The following is a 15,274-nucleotide window of genomic DNA, read 5'->3' on the forward strand; positions in this document are numbered from 1 at the left end:
TTGTCCACCGACACCGTTAACAACGCGAGCAACACGCCGGACGTCGAGCAGCCGTGGGCTGAGCTCGGGCTGAAGCCGGACGAGTACCAGCGGATCCGGGACATCCTCGGGCGCCGCCCGACCAGCTGCGAGCTGGCGATGTACTCGGTGATGTGGAGCGAGCACTGCTCGTACAAGTCGTCCAAGGTGCACCTGCGCAAGTTCGGCGAGATCCCGCAGGAGACCCCGGCCGGGAAGATGCTGGCCGGCATCGGTGAGAACGCCGGCGTCATCGACATCGGCGAGGGGTACGCCGTCACGTTCAAGGTCGAGTCGCACAACCACCCGTCGTACGTCGAGCCGTACCAGGGCGCGGCGACCGGGGTCGGCGGCATCGTCCGCGACATCATCGCGATGGGCGCCCGCCCGGTTGCCGTGATGGACCCGCTGCGCTTCGGCCCGCTGGACGCACCGGACACCAAGCGCGTGCTGCCCGGCATCGTGTCCGGCGTCGGTGGGTACGGCAACAGCCTCGGCCTGCCGAACATCGGCGGCGAGGTGGTCTTCGACCCGACGTACGCCGGCAACCCGCTGGTGAACGCGCTGTGTGTCGGCGTGATGCGCCACGAGGACCTGCACCTGGCGAACGCGACCGGCGTCGGCAACCAGATGATCCTGTACGGCGCCAAGACCGGCGGCGACGGGATCGGTGGCGTGTCGGTGCTGGCCAGCGAGACCTTCGCGGAGGGCGGCCCGACCAAGCGCCCGGCGGTCCAGGTCGGCGACCCGTTCATGGAGAAGCTGCTGATCGAGTGCACGCTCGAGCTCTTCGCCGCGAACGTCGTCGAGGGTATTCAGGACCTCGGTGGTGGCGGCCTGTCCTGCGCGACCTCCGAGCTGGCCAGCGCGGGCGACGGCGGCATGTGGGTGTCGCTGGACAAGGTGCCGCTGCGGGACGCCTCGCTGTCGCCGGAAGAGATCCTGATGAGCGAGTCGCAGGAACGGATGATGGCCTGCGTCACGCCGGACAACGTCGAGGCGTTCCTGAAGATCTGCGCCAAGTGGGACGTTCAGGCCGACGTGATCGGTGAGGTGACCGACACCGGCCGGCTGGAGATCGACTGGCACGGCGAGCGGGTCGTCGACGTGCTGCCGGAGACGGTCGCGCACGAGGGACCGGTCTACGACCGGCCCTACGTCCGGCCGGACTGGCAGGACGCACTGCAGTCCGACGGTGCCGAGAAGTTGCCGCGGGCAAGCAGTGGCGCGGAGCTCCGGGACACGCTGCTGAAACTCGTTGCCTCGCCCAACCTTTGCGACAAGTCCTGGGTCACCGACCAGTACGACCGGTACGTGCTCGGCAACTCGGTGCTCGCGCAGCCCGAGGACAGCGGCATGATCCGGGTCGACGAGACCAGCGGCCTCGGCGTCGCGGTCTCCACCGACTGCAACGGACGGTTCGCCAAGCTCGACCCGTACACCGGCGCGAAGCTCGCGCTCGCGGAGTCGTACCGGAACGTCGCCACCACCGGCGCCCGCCCGGCCGCGGTCACCGACTGCCTGAACTTCGGCTCCCCGGAGGACCCGGGCGTGATGTGGCAGTTCACCGAGGCGATCCGTGGCCTGGTCGACGGCTGCAAGGAGCTCGGCATCCCGGTCACCGGCGGGAACGTGTCGTTCTACAACCAGACCGGCGAGACCCCGATCCTGCCGACCCCCGTGATCGGCGTGCTGGGCGTGATCGACGACGTCACCCGGCGGACGCCGATCGGGTTCACCGCGGACATGGAGGGCCACCAGCTCTACCTGCTCGGTGAGACCGAGGAGGAGCTGTCCGGGTCCGAGTGGGCCCACGTCGTGCACGGCCACCTCGGCGGCCGGCCGCCGGCGGTGGACCTCGAGGCCGAGAAGCAGTTGGCCGACATCCTGATCAACGCCTCGCGGGACGGGCTGATCGACGCGGCGCACGACGTCAGCGACGGCGGTGTCGCGCAGACGCTGGTCGAGTCCGCGCTGCGCGCCGGTGTCGGCGCGCGGGTGTGGGCGCCGGACGGGCTGGACCCGTTCCTGTTCCTCTTCGCGGAGTCGGCGGGCCGCGCGGTGGTCGCCGTACCGCGGACGGAAGAGGTCCGGTTCACCGACATGTGCACCGCGCGCCGCTTCCCGCACGCGAAGATCGGCGTCATCACGGGCGACACCCTGGATGTCCAGGACCAGTTCGAGATCCCGCTGTCCGAGCTGCGTACGGCCTGGACCGCGACCCTCCCCGCAGTCCTCAACTGACTGGTTGACCCGGGCACCTTGAGTGCCCGGGTCGATCAGGTCAGCCGACCAGGGCGACCCACTGGGTGGCCTTGGCCAGCACGCGGTTGAGTCCGGCCTGGTCCTGCGGGCGGCCCGCGACGGTGATCTCGATGTACGCGTGCTTGCCCTGCGTGTACGTGTCCACGAAGCGCGTCGAGACCCAGCGCTGTCCGCGGGCGCCGTCGCGGTAGGTGTAGGTCAGGCTGGTGTAGGCGACCGGCGGCGTGCTCCACGGAACCTCGGACTTCACCGTGCCGTGGGCGCGGGAGACGATCTTCAGGCCGGGCGTGCTGTGCAGTGCCTTCACCCGCTGCTGCGCCGCGGTGTTCGTGCTGACCTTGCCGCCGAGGCTGCCGTCGACCCGGAGCATCCAGGTGTTCGAGCTGTCGGTGAACTTCGCGTGCGCCACGCTGAGCTGGGTGAACTTCCAGCCCTTCGGGGCGTAGACCGAGACGTTGCAGTTGTCCGGGTGTCCCCAGCATTTGTACGTGTAGCTGAGGCTCGCCGGGTTCAGCGCAGGCTTGGTGTGCGCGCTGACGGCGGCCCGGGTGGTGACGGCCGCGTCGCTCGGCGCGATGCCGACCAGCAGCCCTGCGGAGGCGAGGATCGCGGTGCCGGCCAGTACCCGGGCGGAAAGCTTCTTCATGGTCGTTCTCCGTAACTAGTGGGGCACCGTTCGGCCCGTCGCGATCAAAGATGACTTGGCGCGCGAGCGAGGTTGATCGCCGATTCTGTGATCAACGTCGCTGCCGGTGCGGCAACCGAACGGCCGCTCCGGAGCGTCAGACCACTCTTCGGTCCATCTGGCACACTCGACAGGGACGAGGGTGAGGTGAGGTGGGATGGCGGAACGGCGGCCGGTGAAGCCGGGTGACCTGATCGGGTTTGCCACGGCGGCTGGTCAGGAGGCGCGGGAGGTTGCGGCCCGGCGGCGGATGGCCGGCATCCGGCTCACCGACGAGGAACGGCATGTCTGTACGGACGAGCTGGCCGAGCAGTTCGCGATCGGCCGGCTGAACGAGGACGAGCTGCACCGCCGCGTCGACCTGCTGAACGACGCTGTCACGCACGGCGACCTGCAGCCGATCTTCGCCGGGCTGCCGACGCCGTCGCTCTACAAGCCGCAGCCGCGCAAACCTGGGAAGTGGCGGTGGGCGGCGTTCGCGGGCGCGGTGTGGATGGCGGTGCCGTTCGCGCTGGTCGGCTTGCTGCTCCTGGTCTTCGGGCGCGAGGTCGCCGCCGCGATCTTCGGCCTGCCTGCGCTCGCCTGGATCTTCTTCACCTACCGCTGGGCCTCCCGCCCGCAGCGCGAAGAGCGCCGCCGCTCAGGACCCTAGCGTCGACTCCCGGGTGATCAGCTGGGCGGGGAGTTCCAGTACGCCGTGGTGTGCGGTGCCGGCGATCTTCTCGAGGAGGAGGGTCGCGGCGCGGCGGCCGAGCTCTTCGAGGCGCAGGTCGACGGTGGTCAGCGGCGGCCGGCTGGCTAGCGCCATCACCGGCCAGTTGTCGTAGCCGGTCACCGCGAGGTCGTCCGGCACCGTACGACCCAACTCGCGCAGGCGATCGCAGACGCCGCGGGCGATCTGGTCGCTGCCACAGCTGATCGCGTCCGGGTGTTCACGCAGTACCAGATCGGTCGCCTGGCGCCCCCAGCGTTCGCTCCAGTCGCCGAAGAGCGGCTCGGTGCACAGCGCGCCGGCGACGGCGTGAGCGCGTTCGACGGCCGAGCGATGGTTGGACGGGCCGGTGATGTGGGCGATCCGCGTCCGGCCCAGGCCCTGCAGGTGTTCGATGATGGCGGCCGCGCCACCCGCGTCGTCGACGATGACCGACGCGTCCGCGGGATCCGTGGAGGCGGCGAGCGCATAGACGACCGGCAGCGGTACGTCGATGGGCGGCCGCGGCTCCGTACGGCGACCCGTGACGACGATGCCGTCGACGCCACGCGCGACGAGTGAACGCAGGTACGTCTGCTCGCGCAGCGGGTCGTCGCGGGTGTCGCACAGTACGGTCGCCAGCTCGCCCGCGCTGAGTACGTCCTCGACGCCACGCATGATCGGGATGCTGAAGCGGCCCGAACTGTCGGTGGTGAGCAGTGCAACCGTGTACGTACGGCCGGAGGAGAGCGCGCGCCCACGGGTGTCCGGCGTGAACCCGAGCTGTGCGGCTGCCCGGCGTACCCGGTCCCTGGTCTCCTGGCTCAGCTGGCCGGTGTTGCTGAGTGCCTTCGACGCGGTCCCGGCGGACACTCCGGCGAGCGCCGCGACATCCACCATCCGCACCGCTGCCCGTTTCATCGTGTTTCCTTCCGGTCGTGCCGCGCAGCCTAGCATCGGTGCCTGGAAGACCCAGCTGACCTGGGCTTTGATCTTGACCGGGGCGATCCGCAGTCCTACGTTGTCAACGACGGAAAACGTGTGCGGTCTTTCCGTCCTGTGATGTCCGCCCCCGTCACACGAAAGGCAGCACCATGCCCGAACCGACCCCCGAAGGAATGCCCCGACGTGACTTCCTTGGTGTCTCCCTGGCCGCGGCGGCTGCCGTGACCGTCATCGACCCGGCCTCCGCCGACGCCGCCCGGCCCTCCGGACCACCCGTCGGCCGCGGCGGGCACTACGTCCCGCAACGGGCGCCGCTGCGACCCGTCCCGTTCCAGAAGCTGCCACCCGGCGCGATCGAGCCGCGCGGCTGGCTGGCCCAGCAACTCGACCTGCAGGTCAACGGCCTCTGCGGCCGGTACGACGAGATCTCGGACTTCCTGGTCTACGACACCAATGGCTGGGTCGACCCGGCGCAGGGTGCCTGGGAGGAGTTGCCGTACTGGCTGCGTGGCTTCGGCGACCTCGGTTACGTCACGGGCAACACCGGCGTGCTGACCAGGACCGAGCGCTGGATGGAGGGCATCCTCGCGACGCAGGCCGCCGACGGGTGGTTCGGTCCGGAGCGGTTGCGTACGTCTCTGGAGAACGGGCCGGACTTCTGGCCGGGCATGCCGCTGCTGGCGGCGTTCCGGTCCTGGTACGAGTACTCGGGCGACGAGCGGGTCGTTCCGTTCATGACGAAGTACCTGCGGTTCCAGAACACGCAGCCGCCGGAGGTGTTCAACCGGTCGTGGGGTGCGTTCCGCTGGGGCGACAACATCGACAGTGCGTACTGGCTCTACAACCGCACCGGGGAGCTGTGGCTGCTCGACCTGGTGACGAAGATGCACAACGGGTCCGCGGACTACGTCGACGGCATTCCCACGTGGCACAACGTCAACCTGGCGCAGGGGTTCCGGGAGCCGCTGCAGTACTGGCTGCTGTCCGGCGACGCCAAGCACCGCGAGGCGACCTACCGGAACTATGCGACGGTGATGGGCCTGTACGGTCAGTTCCCTGGTGGCGGGTTCGCAGGGGACGAGAACTCGCGGCCCGGGTTCGGTGACCCGCGGCAGGGGTTCGAGACGTGCGGCATCGTCGAGCTGATGCACAGCTGCGAGCTGCTGACCCGCTTCACCGGTGACATCGCCTGGACGGACAGGTGTGAGGAGCTCGCGTTCAACTCACTGCCGGCGTCGTACGACCCGCAGCAGCAGGTGATGCACTACATCACCTGTGCGAACAGCGTGCAGCTCGACGACCAGCCGAAGCACGGGCAGTTCCAGAACCCGTTCGCAATGGGGTCGTACAAGTACGGCGTCCACCAGTACAGGTGCTGTCCGCACAACTACGGGATGGGCTGGCCGTACTACGTGCAGGAGCTGTGGCTGGCGACGACCGACAACGGCCTGGCCGCCTCGATGTACGCCGCCAGTAAGGTGACTGCGACAGTCGGGGACGGACAGACCGTGAGCGTTGTACAGGACACGGACTACCCGTTCTCGGACACCATCACGTTGACGGTGCAGCCGGAGCGGCCGGTCCGATTCCCCTTGTACTTAAGGCGTCCTGGATGGGCCGCTGGTGCGAGTGTGAAGGTCAACGGGGAGCATGTGCGCACGACTGGTGACTGGATGAAGGTGGAGCGCACCTGGCACCACGGCGACCGTGTCGAGCTGACGCTGCCGATGCGTGCCACCACACGGGTCTGGGACGACAACCACGACTCGGTGTCCGTCGACCGTGGTCCGCTGACGTACTCACTGCAGATCGACGAGCGCTACGAGCAGATCGGCGGCACCGAGGAGTGGCCCGAGCTGTCCGTCTATCCGGAGTCCCCGTGGAACTACGGCCTGGTCGCGGGCGCATCGTTTGACGTCGTACGACGGAACGCCGGGGACAACCCGTTCACCCACGACGGCGTACCGCTCGCACTCACCACACAGGCCCAGCGGATCGCACAGTGGGAGACAGACGCCGAGGACGTCGTCGGACTGCTGCAGCCGAGTCCAGCGCAGTCAGCAGCACCTGTGGAGACTGTGACACTCATCCCGATGGGAGCGGCCCGGCTGCGCATCACCTCGTTCCCACAGGTCTCCCCGCAGGGTCAGGAGTGGGCCTACCGCACCAGGATCACCGCGTCGCACGTGAACGACGGCGACTCGCTCGAGGCGCCGGACTCCGGCCGTACGCCGGAATCCTCTGCGGACACGTCGACTCCACGCTTCACGTGGTGGGACCGTCGGGGGACGACCGAGTGGATCGAGTACGACCTGCGGTCGGTGCGCGAGCTGTCGAGCGTCTCTGCGTACTGGTTCGACGACACCGGCGCCGGGGAGTGCCGCGTGCCGCAGTCGTGGCGCGTGCTGTGGCTGGACGGGGAGACATGGCGGCCGGTCGAGAGCACGTCTCCGTACGAGGTGGAACGCGATCGGCTCAACCACACCACGTTCACACCAGTACGGACGCAGCACGTCCGAGTGGAGGCCGTGCTACGTCCGACGTACTCAGGAGGCTTGCTACAACTCCTGCTTACCTGAACGGTGTCGGGCTGACGTACAAGGTCACGAGTCCATCGGCCGGTGACATGGCGTTGTCGACATACCAGTTGCCGGGCACCGACTTCAGTGGCTTGTTGTCGGCGCTGCCGGTGTACTCGACCTCGCGAACGCCGCGAGCCTTGATCACTGGCAGCAGTTCGGCGACGGTCTTGTTCCGCACCGTCAGCCCGGCCAGGACCTCGCCCTTGTCGGTCGCCGTGCTCGAGAAGTGGTAGTACATCTCACCGGGCTTGGCGGGCCGGCCGAACACGATCTCAGTGTGTCCCTTGTAGTTCTTCGGCAGCTCGACACCTTCCTGACAGCCCGGGTCCGAGGCGTTCAGTGTGCCGTTGCAGTCCTCGCCTGCCTCGACCCGGCCGATCTGGCCCATCTCCTCGTCGTCGCGGGCGCTGAAGGTGATCATCTGGCCGACCCACGGCGGGCTGACTGCGAGGCTCTTCACCGTGACGTTCAGCCCCATCCGCTTGAACTCTTCGTTGTAGCGCTTCGGGTCGGCGTTGAGGTCGACGACGCGGACGATCAGTTTGTCGCCGCGCTCGGTGAACGACAGCGCCTGCGGCTGGTCCTGGTGCGGGCGGTTGACCAGGGTGGCTCCGACGACACCGGCGATGAGCAGGGTGCAGGCGGCGGCCAGCACCAGCCGCCGCCGCGGCATGTGCCTGACCACAGTTGGTGCGGTGTCGGTGCCGGTGCGGGTGACGGCCTCGGACAGCTCGGCCCAGGCGTCGTCCGAGACCTGGTCGGTGGCCCGGTGCGGGTTCAGGCCGCGGACCGCGGCGTCGATGTCATGCGTCTTCATGGGAGACCCCTTCTTTCAGGGTGGCGGCTGCGACGTGTGTGCGTGGTGCGGTGAGCAATTTCGCGAAGCGCTTCCGGGCGCGATGCAGCCGGATCCGTACGGCGTTACGGGAGATGCCGAGGGCAGTCGCTACCTGTGCGGTGTCGAGCTCCTCCCACACCACCAGCGTCAGTACCTCGCGGTCCTGCTCCGGCAACAGCCGGAACGCTCGCGCGGTGGGGCCGTCGTCCGGGGCCGGGATGTTCGGCGTCTCGGCCAGCTGCTCGGACAAGAGCTTGGTCGCCAGTGCGTGCCGGCGGCCCTCGCCTCGGCGATGGTTGGCGAGCACGCGGCGCGCAACGCCGTACAGCCAGGGCCTGGCCTGTGGGCCCTGCGGTACGTCGTCCAGCCGGCGCCACGCCACCAGGAACGTGTCCGCGACCAGATCGGCGGCGTCGTGACCGCTGTCGGTCCGGCGGCGCAGATAGCCGAGGACGGCGTCCCGGTGTGCGGCGAAGACCTGCTCGAACCGTTCCCGGCGCGCATCTGGTGGCGGGTCGTGCACGACTCCCTCACTCACCGGCCCGCTCCGGGCCTCGATCGGTATCAGCGTCATACCTGGTTGATGTCCAGCACTCCTCCCACCCATTTCACCCCGCCGCGGATTGCAGCTTCCCGTATGAGTTAGATGACCATGCGGGCTCACCATCTCCGGGGTTGACCTTCGAGATGGTGGGTTGGCGTTGTGCATGCCGGGTGCCAACCCACCAGCCGAGGGGTTGGCCGTGCTCCTGTGTGACGTAGCGGGGGTGCGCTGAAGGAGCACCGATAGTGTGTGGGTGTGGAGGCTGTGTTGCGGTTGGCGGTGGTGGGGGACGGGGCTGCCGTGGCTGAGTTGGCTCGGGCTGCGGTGGAGACACAGTTCCCCGCGTACTACGACGCCGTACAGACAGCCAGTGCGGCTGAGCACATCACCACGCTGGACACCGCTCTGATCGACGACGGCACCTACTACGTGCTGGAGGCAGGCGGGGAGGTCGTGGCGTGCGGCGGGTGGAGCCGGCGGAACAAGCTGTTCAACGCAAGCACCGCTGGAGCTGACACCCGGCTGCTGGACCCGGCCACCGAACCAGCCAGGATCAGGGCGATGTTCGTACGAGCGGACTGGACGCGGCGTGGACTCGGCCGCGCCATCCTGAACGCGTGTACGGACGCCGCCCGCGCGGAGGGCTTCACTCGGCTCGCACTGATGGCCACACTGCCCGGTGTACCGCTCTACAAGGCCTTCGGCTTCACTGAGGTGGAGGCAGCTCAACTACCGATGCCGGACGGGACCCTGCTCGCCGGCGTCGCGATGGAACGACCGATAGAGGAGACCGCATGACCGCCGGTACTACTGTCACCGCCCCTGACGGCAGCGAGGTCGTGCTGGGGGAGATCGGGACCCGCGTGCTGCTGAAGAACTCGCGCGTACGGGTCTGGGAGGTGGAGCTGCAGGCGGGTGAAGCGCAGGGCTGGCACCTGCACCACAACCCGTACGTAGTCCTCTGCCTGTCGACGTCGCCGTGCCACATGGACTGGCTGGACGGCAGTGCAGCCCGTGAGTTGAGCGAGACCGTCGGCGGCTCGGTGTACCGGCCTGTCTCACCGGTGCACATGCTCACGAACGACGGCGATGCCCTGTACCTCAACCGCCTCATCGAGGTGCTCGACCTGGGCGAGGAGGCCTCCGGCGACCCGTACTTCGTGGTCACGGGCGTCCCGGCCGAGGCGGGCTTCGAACAGGCCGGCGAGATCCCCACCAAGATCGTGGTCGACGAGGACGACGTACGCGTCCAGCACGTCACCCCCGAGGCAGGCGAGTCCTACACATGGCACACCGGCGCGTACCCGGCGCTGGTCGTCGACCTGGACCTCTCGCACCCCGACGTGACCTACCTGGAGCCAGGCGAGTCCTACACGCTCCCGGCGAAGCCGCAACGTACCGCTGGCTTCAACCTCGTCGAGCTGCGCTACTACAGCAAGCCTCGCACCTGAGCGGCATCGCGGGCAGCCAGCGCTGTGGCAGTGTCGACCTCACTGAGGTCGGCCTGTCGTAGCCGGGCCTTCACCAACGGCACCTGTGGTCCGACAGCGCTCAGCTCCGTCACGCCGAGGGCAGCCAGCAGTACGGCAGCCTGGGGGTCGCTGGCTAGGTCACCACAGACGGCCACGCGTACGCCGGCGTTGCGCGTCACGTGGTCGATCAGCTGCAGTACTGCGGGATCAAGACCGTCCGCGAGCGGTGCGACCGCGGCGTTCGTGCGATCGGCCGCGGTCGTGTACTGCGTGAGGTCATTGGTGCCGATGCTGACGAAGTCGAGGTCCTTCGCCAGAGTCGCGACCCGCAGCGCGGCCGCCGGAACCTCGACCATGATGCCGACCTCAAGACCGTCCCGCGGCCCGAGCAGCTCCAGCGCCCAGGCGACCTCGTCGGCGGTCGTCACCATCGGGAACATCAGATGCACGGGCGTCTCGGCCGCGATCCGGCGGACCGCCTGGAGTTGATCGCGGAGCAGTTCGGGACGGCGGCGGAAGACGCGCAGACCACGTTCGCCGAGGAACGGGTTCGGCTCCTTGTCCTGCGGGAGGAACGGCAACGGCTTGTCGCCGCCGATGTCCCAGGTCCGGATCGTGATCGGCTTGTTCCCGAGCGCGCCGGCGATCGCCCGGTACGCGGCGACCTGCTCGTCCACGGTGGGCGCCGTACGCCGGTCCCCGAACAACACCTCGGTCCGCACCAGCCCTGACCCGTCCGCACCGCGCGCCTCGACAGCGTCCTGCACAACGCCGACATTCACCAGTACGTCGATGGTCCTGCCGTCGCGTGTGGTTGCCGGGCTTTCGGCCTCGGCGACGGCACGCTCCCGTTCGCCGATGCGCTCGGCGATCGTCGCCCGCACCTGCTGCTCGTCAGGCGCGACCTCGAACGTCCCGGTCCGCGCGTCGAACGCAACCACGGCGCCGGCCGGTACGTCGACGTCCCCGATGCCCGTCATCAACGGGATCCCGCGCGACCGAGCCACGATCACCCCGTGCCCCGTGGTCCCGGCAGCCCGAACCGCAACGCCCGCAAACCGCGTCGCATCAAGCACCGCAGCAGTAGCCGCATCCAACTCAGGCGTCACCAGAATCCCCGCCGCAGCACCCGCCGGAGCTGAGGCAGACGGTTGTGCGGATCCAGCGAGGGCGCGGAGGACCCGGTCGCGGACGGAGCGGACGTCCTGGGCGCGCTCGCGCTGGTAGGCGTCGTCCAGCCCTTCGAACCTGGCCGCTAGTTCGTCGTACGCCTGCGTCCACGCCGTCGGCGCGGAATCCCCGCGCGAGATCGCGGCCCGTACGTCGTCGAGGACCGCATGGTCGTCCAGCAAGGCCAGATGAGCATCGAAGATGCCGCCGTGTTCGGGACTGTTGGCACGCAGCTCGTGGAGCTCGGCAGCCGCTGCCCGGACCGCTTCGTCCAGCCGGTCAGCTTCGTTGTCGCCAGCAACATAACCGCTCACATCGACGGATACGTCCGCGAGCACCGCCGGTCCGATCGCGATGTCCAGCCCGGAACCACCCGCCAACGGCGCCGCAGCTCTGGCCTCCGCGCGCACGTCGCCGAAGTCCTGAGCGGCCAATTCCTCAACAGCAGCGAGTACTTCGGCGGCCTGCGGCCCACTCGCTCCGACCCGCACCCGATGGCCCTGCTGCGCGTTGAGCGTCGCGACCATGCTCAAACTGCCTGCATCGACCGGCCCCTTGCCGGTGTCGAGATCGGTCAGCGTCACCGTTGCGTCAAAACCGTTGAGCAGGCCAACCAATCGAGCAGCGGGCCGCGCGTGCAAGCCGTGCTCGTTGCCCACCACAACCTCAATGCTGCGATCAGCAACACCAATCGCCGCAGCCACACTCGGAACGTCGCCCAGATGATCCTGCTTCCCGGCCAGCCCGCGCGCAGCCTCGGCGGCAACCGCCTCCAGCGAGGCGCCCGTGGACGCCGTGACAACGGCCGCGACCAGGCCCTCGACCAACGGCGCGCTCGTCAGTCGTACGCGGCCGGCAACCTCTGGATCGAGAAACTCCAGCGCCAGCTCCGCACTCAAGATCGCCGACCCGAGGTCGAGCAGTACGAGCACGCCGTCCGCGCTGTCCGCCGCCGTGATTGCCTCCGAGACCGCGACTGCATCGGTCCCGAACGTCGTCGCATCCAACCCGGCCGCCACCGCGACCACCGGACGCTTGTCCTCGGCAACCATCTCCGCAGCGAGCCCCACCGCCGCATCAGCCAGCGCGCGGCTGTGCGACACCACCACGATCCCGATCATGGCAGCGTGCGAGCCGCGGACTCCAAGATCAGCGTCGTACTGGTCGCGCCGGGGTCCTGGTGTCCGACGCTGCGCTCACCGAGGTAGCTCGCCCGGCCCTTGCGCGCCACCATCGGGATCGTCCCGTCACGGCCCTTCGCAGCCGCCTCGGCCGCCGCCGTCAGTGCTGCTCCGAGGCCGGATCCGACCGCGGCGTCGTACGCCTCCAGGGCAGGCGCCCAGGCGTCGTACATCGTCTTGTCCCCGAGCTCTGCCTTGCCACGCGCCAGCACGCCCTCGACACCGGCGTGCAGTCCCTTGCCGATCGCCTCCGGTGTCAGGTCGACGCCCGCCAGCGCGGTCCCGAAGCGCAGGAAGAACGTGCCGTACAGGGGCCCGCTCGCGCCACCGACCTTGCTGACCAGCGTCATCCCGGCCTTCTTCAGCAGCTCGTCGGCGCTCTCGAACGACGTCTCGTCCAGCACCGCGACCACCGCCTGGAACCCGCGATCGAGGTTCGCGCCGTGATCGGCATCCCCGATCGCAGAATCCAGCTCGGTCAGGTACGCCGCATTCTCGTGCAGCACCCCGGCCACGTCCCGCAGCCAGCCGACGAAAGAATCCACTCCCATGCTCACGCGCCCCAGCGTAGGCCGGGGGTGTTCACCGGGGCGTCCCAGAGACGTACCAGTTCGTCGTCCACCTTCAGGAGGGTGACCGAGCAGCCGGCCATCTCGAGTGAGGTGATGTAGTTGCCGACCAGCGAGCGGGCGACCGTGATGCCGGCCCGGTCGAGCAGCTGGGCGACCTCGTTGTACATCAGGTACAGCTCGATCAGCGGCGTACCGCCCATGCCGTTGACGAACGCGATCACCGAATCGCCTTGCTGGTAAGGGAGATCGGAGACGACCGGGTCGACGAGCAGCTCGGCGATCTCGCGGGCCGGGGCCAGCGGCAACCGTTGCCGGCCGGGTTCGCCGTGGATGCCGATGCCGACCTCGATCTCGTTCTCGGCCAGCTCGAACGTCGGCTTGCCCGCGGCCGGGACCGTGCAGGACGTGAGCGCCATCCCCATGCTGCGGCCGTTGTCGTTGACGCGCTTGGCCAGGTCCGCCACCTCCTGCAGCGAGCGGCCCTCCTCGGCGGCGGCACCGACGATCTTCTCCAGCAGTACGGTGACGCCGACGCCACGCCGTCCGGCCGTGTAGAGGCTGTCCTGGACGGCGACGTCGTCGTTCGTCACCACGGACAGCACCTCGGTGCCGGCGTCGGCGGCAGCCAGTTCGGCGGCCATCTCGAAGTTCATCACGTCGCCGGTGTAGTTCTTCACGATGTGCAGTACGCCTGCACCGGTGTCGACGGCCTTGGTGGCGGCCATCATCTGGTCCGGCACCGGGGAGGTGAAGACCTCGCCCGCGCAGGCCGCGTCCAGCATCCCGGTCCCGACGAACCCGCCGTGCATCGGCTCGTGCCCGGACCCACCGCCGGAGATCAGCCCGACCTTCCCCGGTCTCGGGGCGTCCTTGCGGTAGACGATCCGGTTCTCCAGGTCCACCCGGAGCCGGTCCGGGTGCGCTGCCGCCATCCCGCGCAGCGCCTCACTCACAACATCGGCAGGGTCGTTGATGAGCTTCTTCATGCCCCTAATCTGAGCACACCCCCGCCCGGAACGGGAGACCCTCTTTCAGGCTGCCTCGACCTCGGAGAGCAACGGGATCGACCGGATCGAGCTGCTGATCGTGAGTAGCACCGCACCCACGGCTAGCAGTGCTCCGAAAACTAGCAGTGCTGTGCGGGCGCCCAGGGTCCCCAGGAAGACGCCACCGAGGAACGGCGCCAGCGGGGCCGCACTGTTCGACATGAACATGAACGCGCTCTGCGCCCGGCCCTGCAGATGGTTCGGAGTGATCAGCATCTGGTAGCCGAACAGGCCCGAGTTCAGCGCCGGCAGCAGGAAGACGGCGATCGCCGGCAGGGCGATCAGTACGGCCGGCAAGGTGCTCGCAGCCGTCGCCGAAAAGGTCACCGTGACGACCCACGCGCCGACGATCGTGATCTTGCCGGTGCTGTACTTGGCGAGCAGCCGGGGCGCCGCGAACGCACCGGCCAGCCCGCCGACGCCCATCGCGGTCTCGAGCAGGCCGATGACCGACGGCCGGACGCCGCGCTGCTGCATGCTGAGGATCAGCACCAGGATGGTGCCGTTGGCGGCGAAGTTGAGCAGGGTCGCGGTGACCGCGATCGTCCGCAGGTCGCGCTGACGGAACAGCCAGGTCAGCCCGGAGCGGATCGCCTTCAGGAGCGGCTCGTGCGCGTCGCCCTCGGGCTTCGCGGCCGGCAACGGGTGCCGGATCGTGCTGAGCATGACGGCCATCAGCAGGTACGAGACCGCGTCGGCGGCGATCGGGATCGCCCGGCTCACCGAGTACAGCAGGCCGCCCAGCGGTGCGCCCGCCAGCGCCGACACGTTCTGCCGGCCGTGGGCGGCTGCGAGCGCGGTACTGATGTCCTCCGGGGCGACGATCTCCCGGAGCGCGCCGGACTCGGCCGGCATGAACATGGCGTACCCGGCGCCGTTGACCAGGCCGACGAGCAGCAGATGAGGCAGGGTCAGCTTCCCGAGCCAGCCGGCGACGGCGACCGAGCCGAACAGCACGGCCCCGACGAAGCTGTAGCCGATCAGGATCCGGCGCCGGCTCCACCGGTCGGCCAGGGCGCCACCCGGCAGCGCCGCGATGATCGAGCCGAGCGCTGCTGCCGTACCGACCAGACCGGCCTGCACCGGGGAACCGGTGATCGCCAGCCCGAGCAGCGTGAACACGAACGAGCTCATCGCCGACCCGATCGAGCTGATCGTCTGGCCGGTCAGCAACTTCAGGTAATCACCGTTGTGCAACAACCCCCGAGCAGACATAACCCGGAGCGTATGCCCGCACCAGGCTCAGACAGCAGCCCCGATGCATT

Annotated in this window: 13 protein-coding genes and 1 pseudogene; 5 read left to right on the plus strand and 9 right to left on the minus strand. The window is 68.8% G+C overall.

The genetic code is table 11. From position 1 onward, the window contains the following. Nucleotides 1-2,262 (plus strand): phosphoribosylformylglycinamidine synthase subunit PurL, encoded by a 2,262-nt coding sequence (purL, locus tag ACGFI6_RS12750; RefSeq protein WP_393117843.1) that lies wholly within the window; start codon nucleotides 1-3, stop codon nucleotides 2,260-2,262. A gap of 40 nt (nucleotides 2,263-2,302) precedes the next feature. On the opposite strand, the gene ACGFI6_RS12755 is transcribed toward purL, so the two are convergent. Further along, nucleotides 2,303-2,929 carry a hypothetical protein gene (locus ACGFI6_RS12755; RefSeq protein WP_393117844.1) on the minus strand — a complete coding sequence of 209 codons (627 nt, stop codon included), beginning with the start codon at nucleotides 2,927-2,929 and terminating at the stop codon, nucleotides 2,303-2,305. Between the two features lie 196 nt (nucleotides 2,930-3,125). Between ACGFI6_RS12755 and ACGFI6_RS12760 the strand changes: the two genes are divergently transcribed. Continuing rightward, nucleotides 3,126-3,620, plus strand: coding sequence for a DUF1707 domain-containing protein (locus ACGFI6_RS12760; RefSeq protein WP_393117846.1), 495 nt, complete (start codon nucleotides 3,126-3,128; stop codon nucleotides 3,618-3,620). Here ACGFI6_RS12760 and ACGFI6_RS12765 read toward each other — a convergent pair. Next, nucleotides 3,609-4,580, minus strand: a complete 972-nt coding sequence (locus ACGFI6_RS12765; protein ID WP_393117848.1) for a LacI family DNA-binding transcriptional regulator — start codon at nucleotides 4,578-4,580, stop codon at nucleotides 3,609-3,611. The two genes, ACGFI6_RS12760 and ACGFI6_RS12765, sit on opposite strands and share 12 nt — an antisense overlap. A gap of 173 nt (nucleotides 4,581-4,753) precedes the next feature. Between ACGFI6_RS12765 and ACGFI6_RS12770 the strand changes: the two genes are divergently transcribed. Continuing rightward, complete coding sequence (locus ACGFI6_RS12770; protein ID WP_393117849.1) at nucleotides 4,754-7,183, plus strand: beta-L-arabinofuranosidase domain-containing protein; 2,430 nt, start codon at nucleotides 4,754-4,756, stop codon at nucleotides 7,181-7,183. Here the strand turns inward: ACGFI6_RS12770 and ACGFI6_RS12775 are convergent. Beyond that, nucleotides 7,176-8,003, minus strand: coding sequence for a hypothetical protein (locus ACGFI6_RS12775; protein WP_393117851.1), 828 nt, complete (start codon nucleotides 8,001-8,003; stop codon nucleotides 7,176-7,178). The genes ACGFI6_RS12770 and ACGFI6_RS12775 overlap by 8 nt on opposite strands. Next, a complete protein-coding gene (locus ACGFI6_RS12780) occupies nucleotides 7,990-8,598 on the minus strand; it encodes an RNA polymerase sigma factor (protein ID WP_393117853.1) in 609 nt (202 codons plus the stop codon). The genes ACGFI6_RS12775 and ACGFI6_RS12780 overlap by 14 nt, the downstream gene beginning before the upstream one ends. Nucleotides 8,599-8,823: 225 nt before the next feature. Between ACGFI6_RS12780 and ACGFI6_RS12785 the strand changes: the two genes are divergently transcribed. Both ACGFI6_RS12785 and ACGFI6_RS12790 read left to right on the plus strand, forming a co-directional pair. Next, nucleotides 8,824-9,366, plus strand: coding sequence for a GNAT family N-acetyltransferase (locus tag ACGFI6_RS12785; protein ID WP_393117855.1), 543 nt, complete (start codon nucleotides 8,824-8,826; stop codon nucleotides 9,364-9,366). After that, on the plus strand, nucleotides 9,363-10,019 hold the full coding sequence (locus tag ACGFI6_RS12790; RefSeq protein WP_393117856.1) for a hypothetical protein: 657 nt from the start codon (nucleotides 9,363-9,365) through the stop codon (nucleotides 10,017-10,019). Before ACGFI6_RS12785 ends, ACGFI6_RS12790 begins: the two co-directional genes overlap by 4 nt. Here the strand turns inward: ACGFI6_RS12790 and ACGFI6_RS12795 are convergent. The 5 genes and pseudogenes from ACGFI6_RS12795 to ACGFI6_RS12815 all read right to left on the minus strand — a co-directional run bounded on the left by ACGFI6_RS12795 (nucleotide 9,998) and on the right by ACGFI6_RS12815 (nucleotide 15,224). After that, a complete protein-coding gene (locus ACGFI6_RS12795; RefSeq protein ID WP_393118118.1) occupies nucleotides 9,998-11,914 on the minus strand; it encodes an HPr family phosphocarrier protein in 1,917 nt (638 codons plus the stop codon). The two genes, ACGFI6_RS12790 and ACGFI6_RS12795, sit on opposite strands and share 22 nt — an antisense overlap. Before the next feature lie 6 nt (nucleotides 11,915-11,920). Then, nucleotides 11,921-12,331 (minus strand): annotated as a pseudogene (gene dhaM, locus ACGFI6_RS12800) (dihydroxyacetone kinase phosphoryl donor subunit DhaM); the annotation flags it as partial. Continuing rightward, nucleotides 12,328-12,942: a dihydroxyacetone kinase subunit DhaL gene (dhaL, locus tag ACGFI6_RS12805; protein WP_393118120.1), complete on the minus strand. Its 615-nt coding sequence runs from the start codon at nucleotides 12,940-12,942 to the stop codon at nucleotides 12,328-12,330. The pseudogene dhaM and the gene dhaL, both read right to left, overlap by 4 nt. 2 nt (nucleotides 12,943-12,944) lie before the next feature. Continuing rightward, nucleotides 12,945-13,949, minus strand: coding sequence for a dihydroxyacetone kinase subunit DhaK (dhaK, locus tag ACGFI6_RS12810; RefSeq protein WP_393117858.1), 1,005 nt, complete (start codon nucleotides 13,947-13,949; stop codon nucleotides 12,945-12,947). A 45-nt stretch (nucleotides 13,950-13,994) separates the two neighbouring features. After that, the gene (locus ACGFI6_RS12815; protein ID WP_393117860.1) at nucleotides 13,995-15,224 is read right to left on the minus strand and encodes an MFS transporter; all 1,230 of its coding nucleotides are present in this window, start codon (nucleotides 15,222-15,224) and stop codon (nucleotides 13,995-13,997) included. Between the last annotated feature and the right edge of the window lie 50 nt (nucleotides 15,225-15,274).

The organism is Kribbella sp. NPDC048928 (assembly GCF_043197975.1).
GTDB lineage: Bacteria > Actinomycetota > Actinomycetes > Propionibacteriales > Kribbellaceae > Kribbella.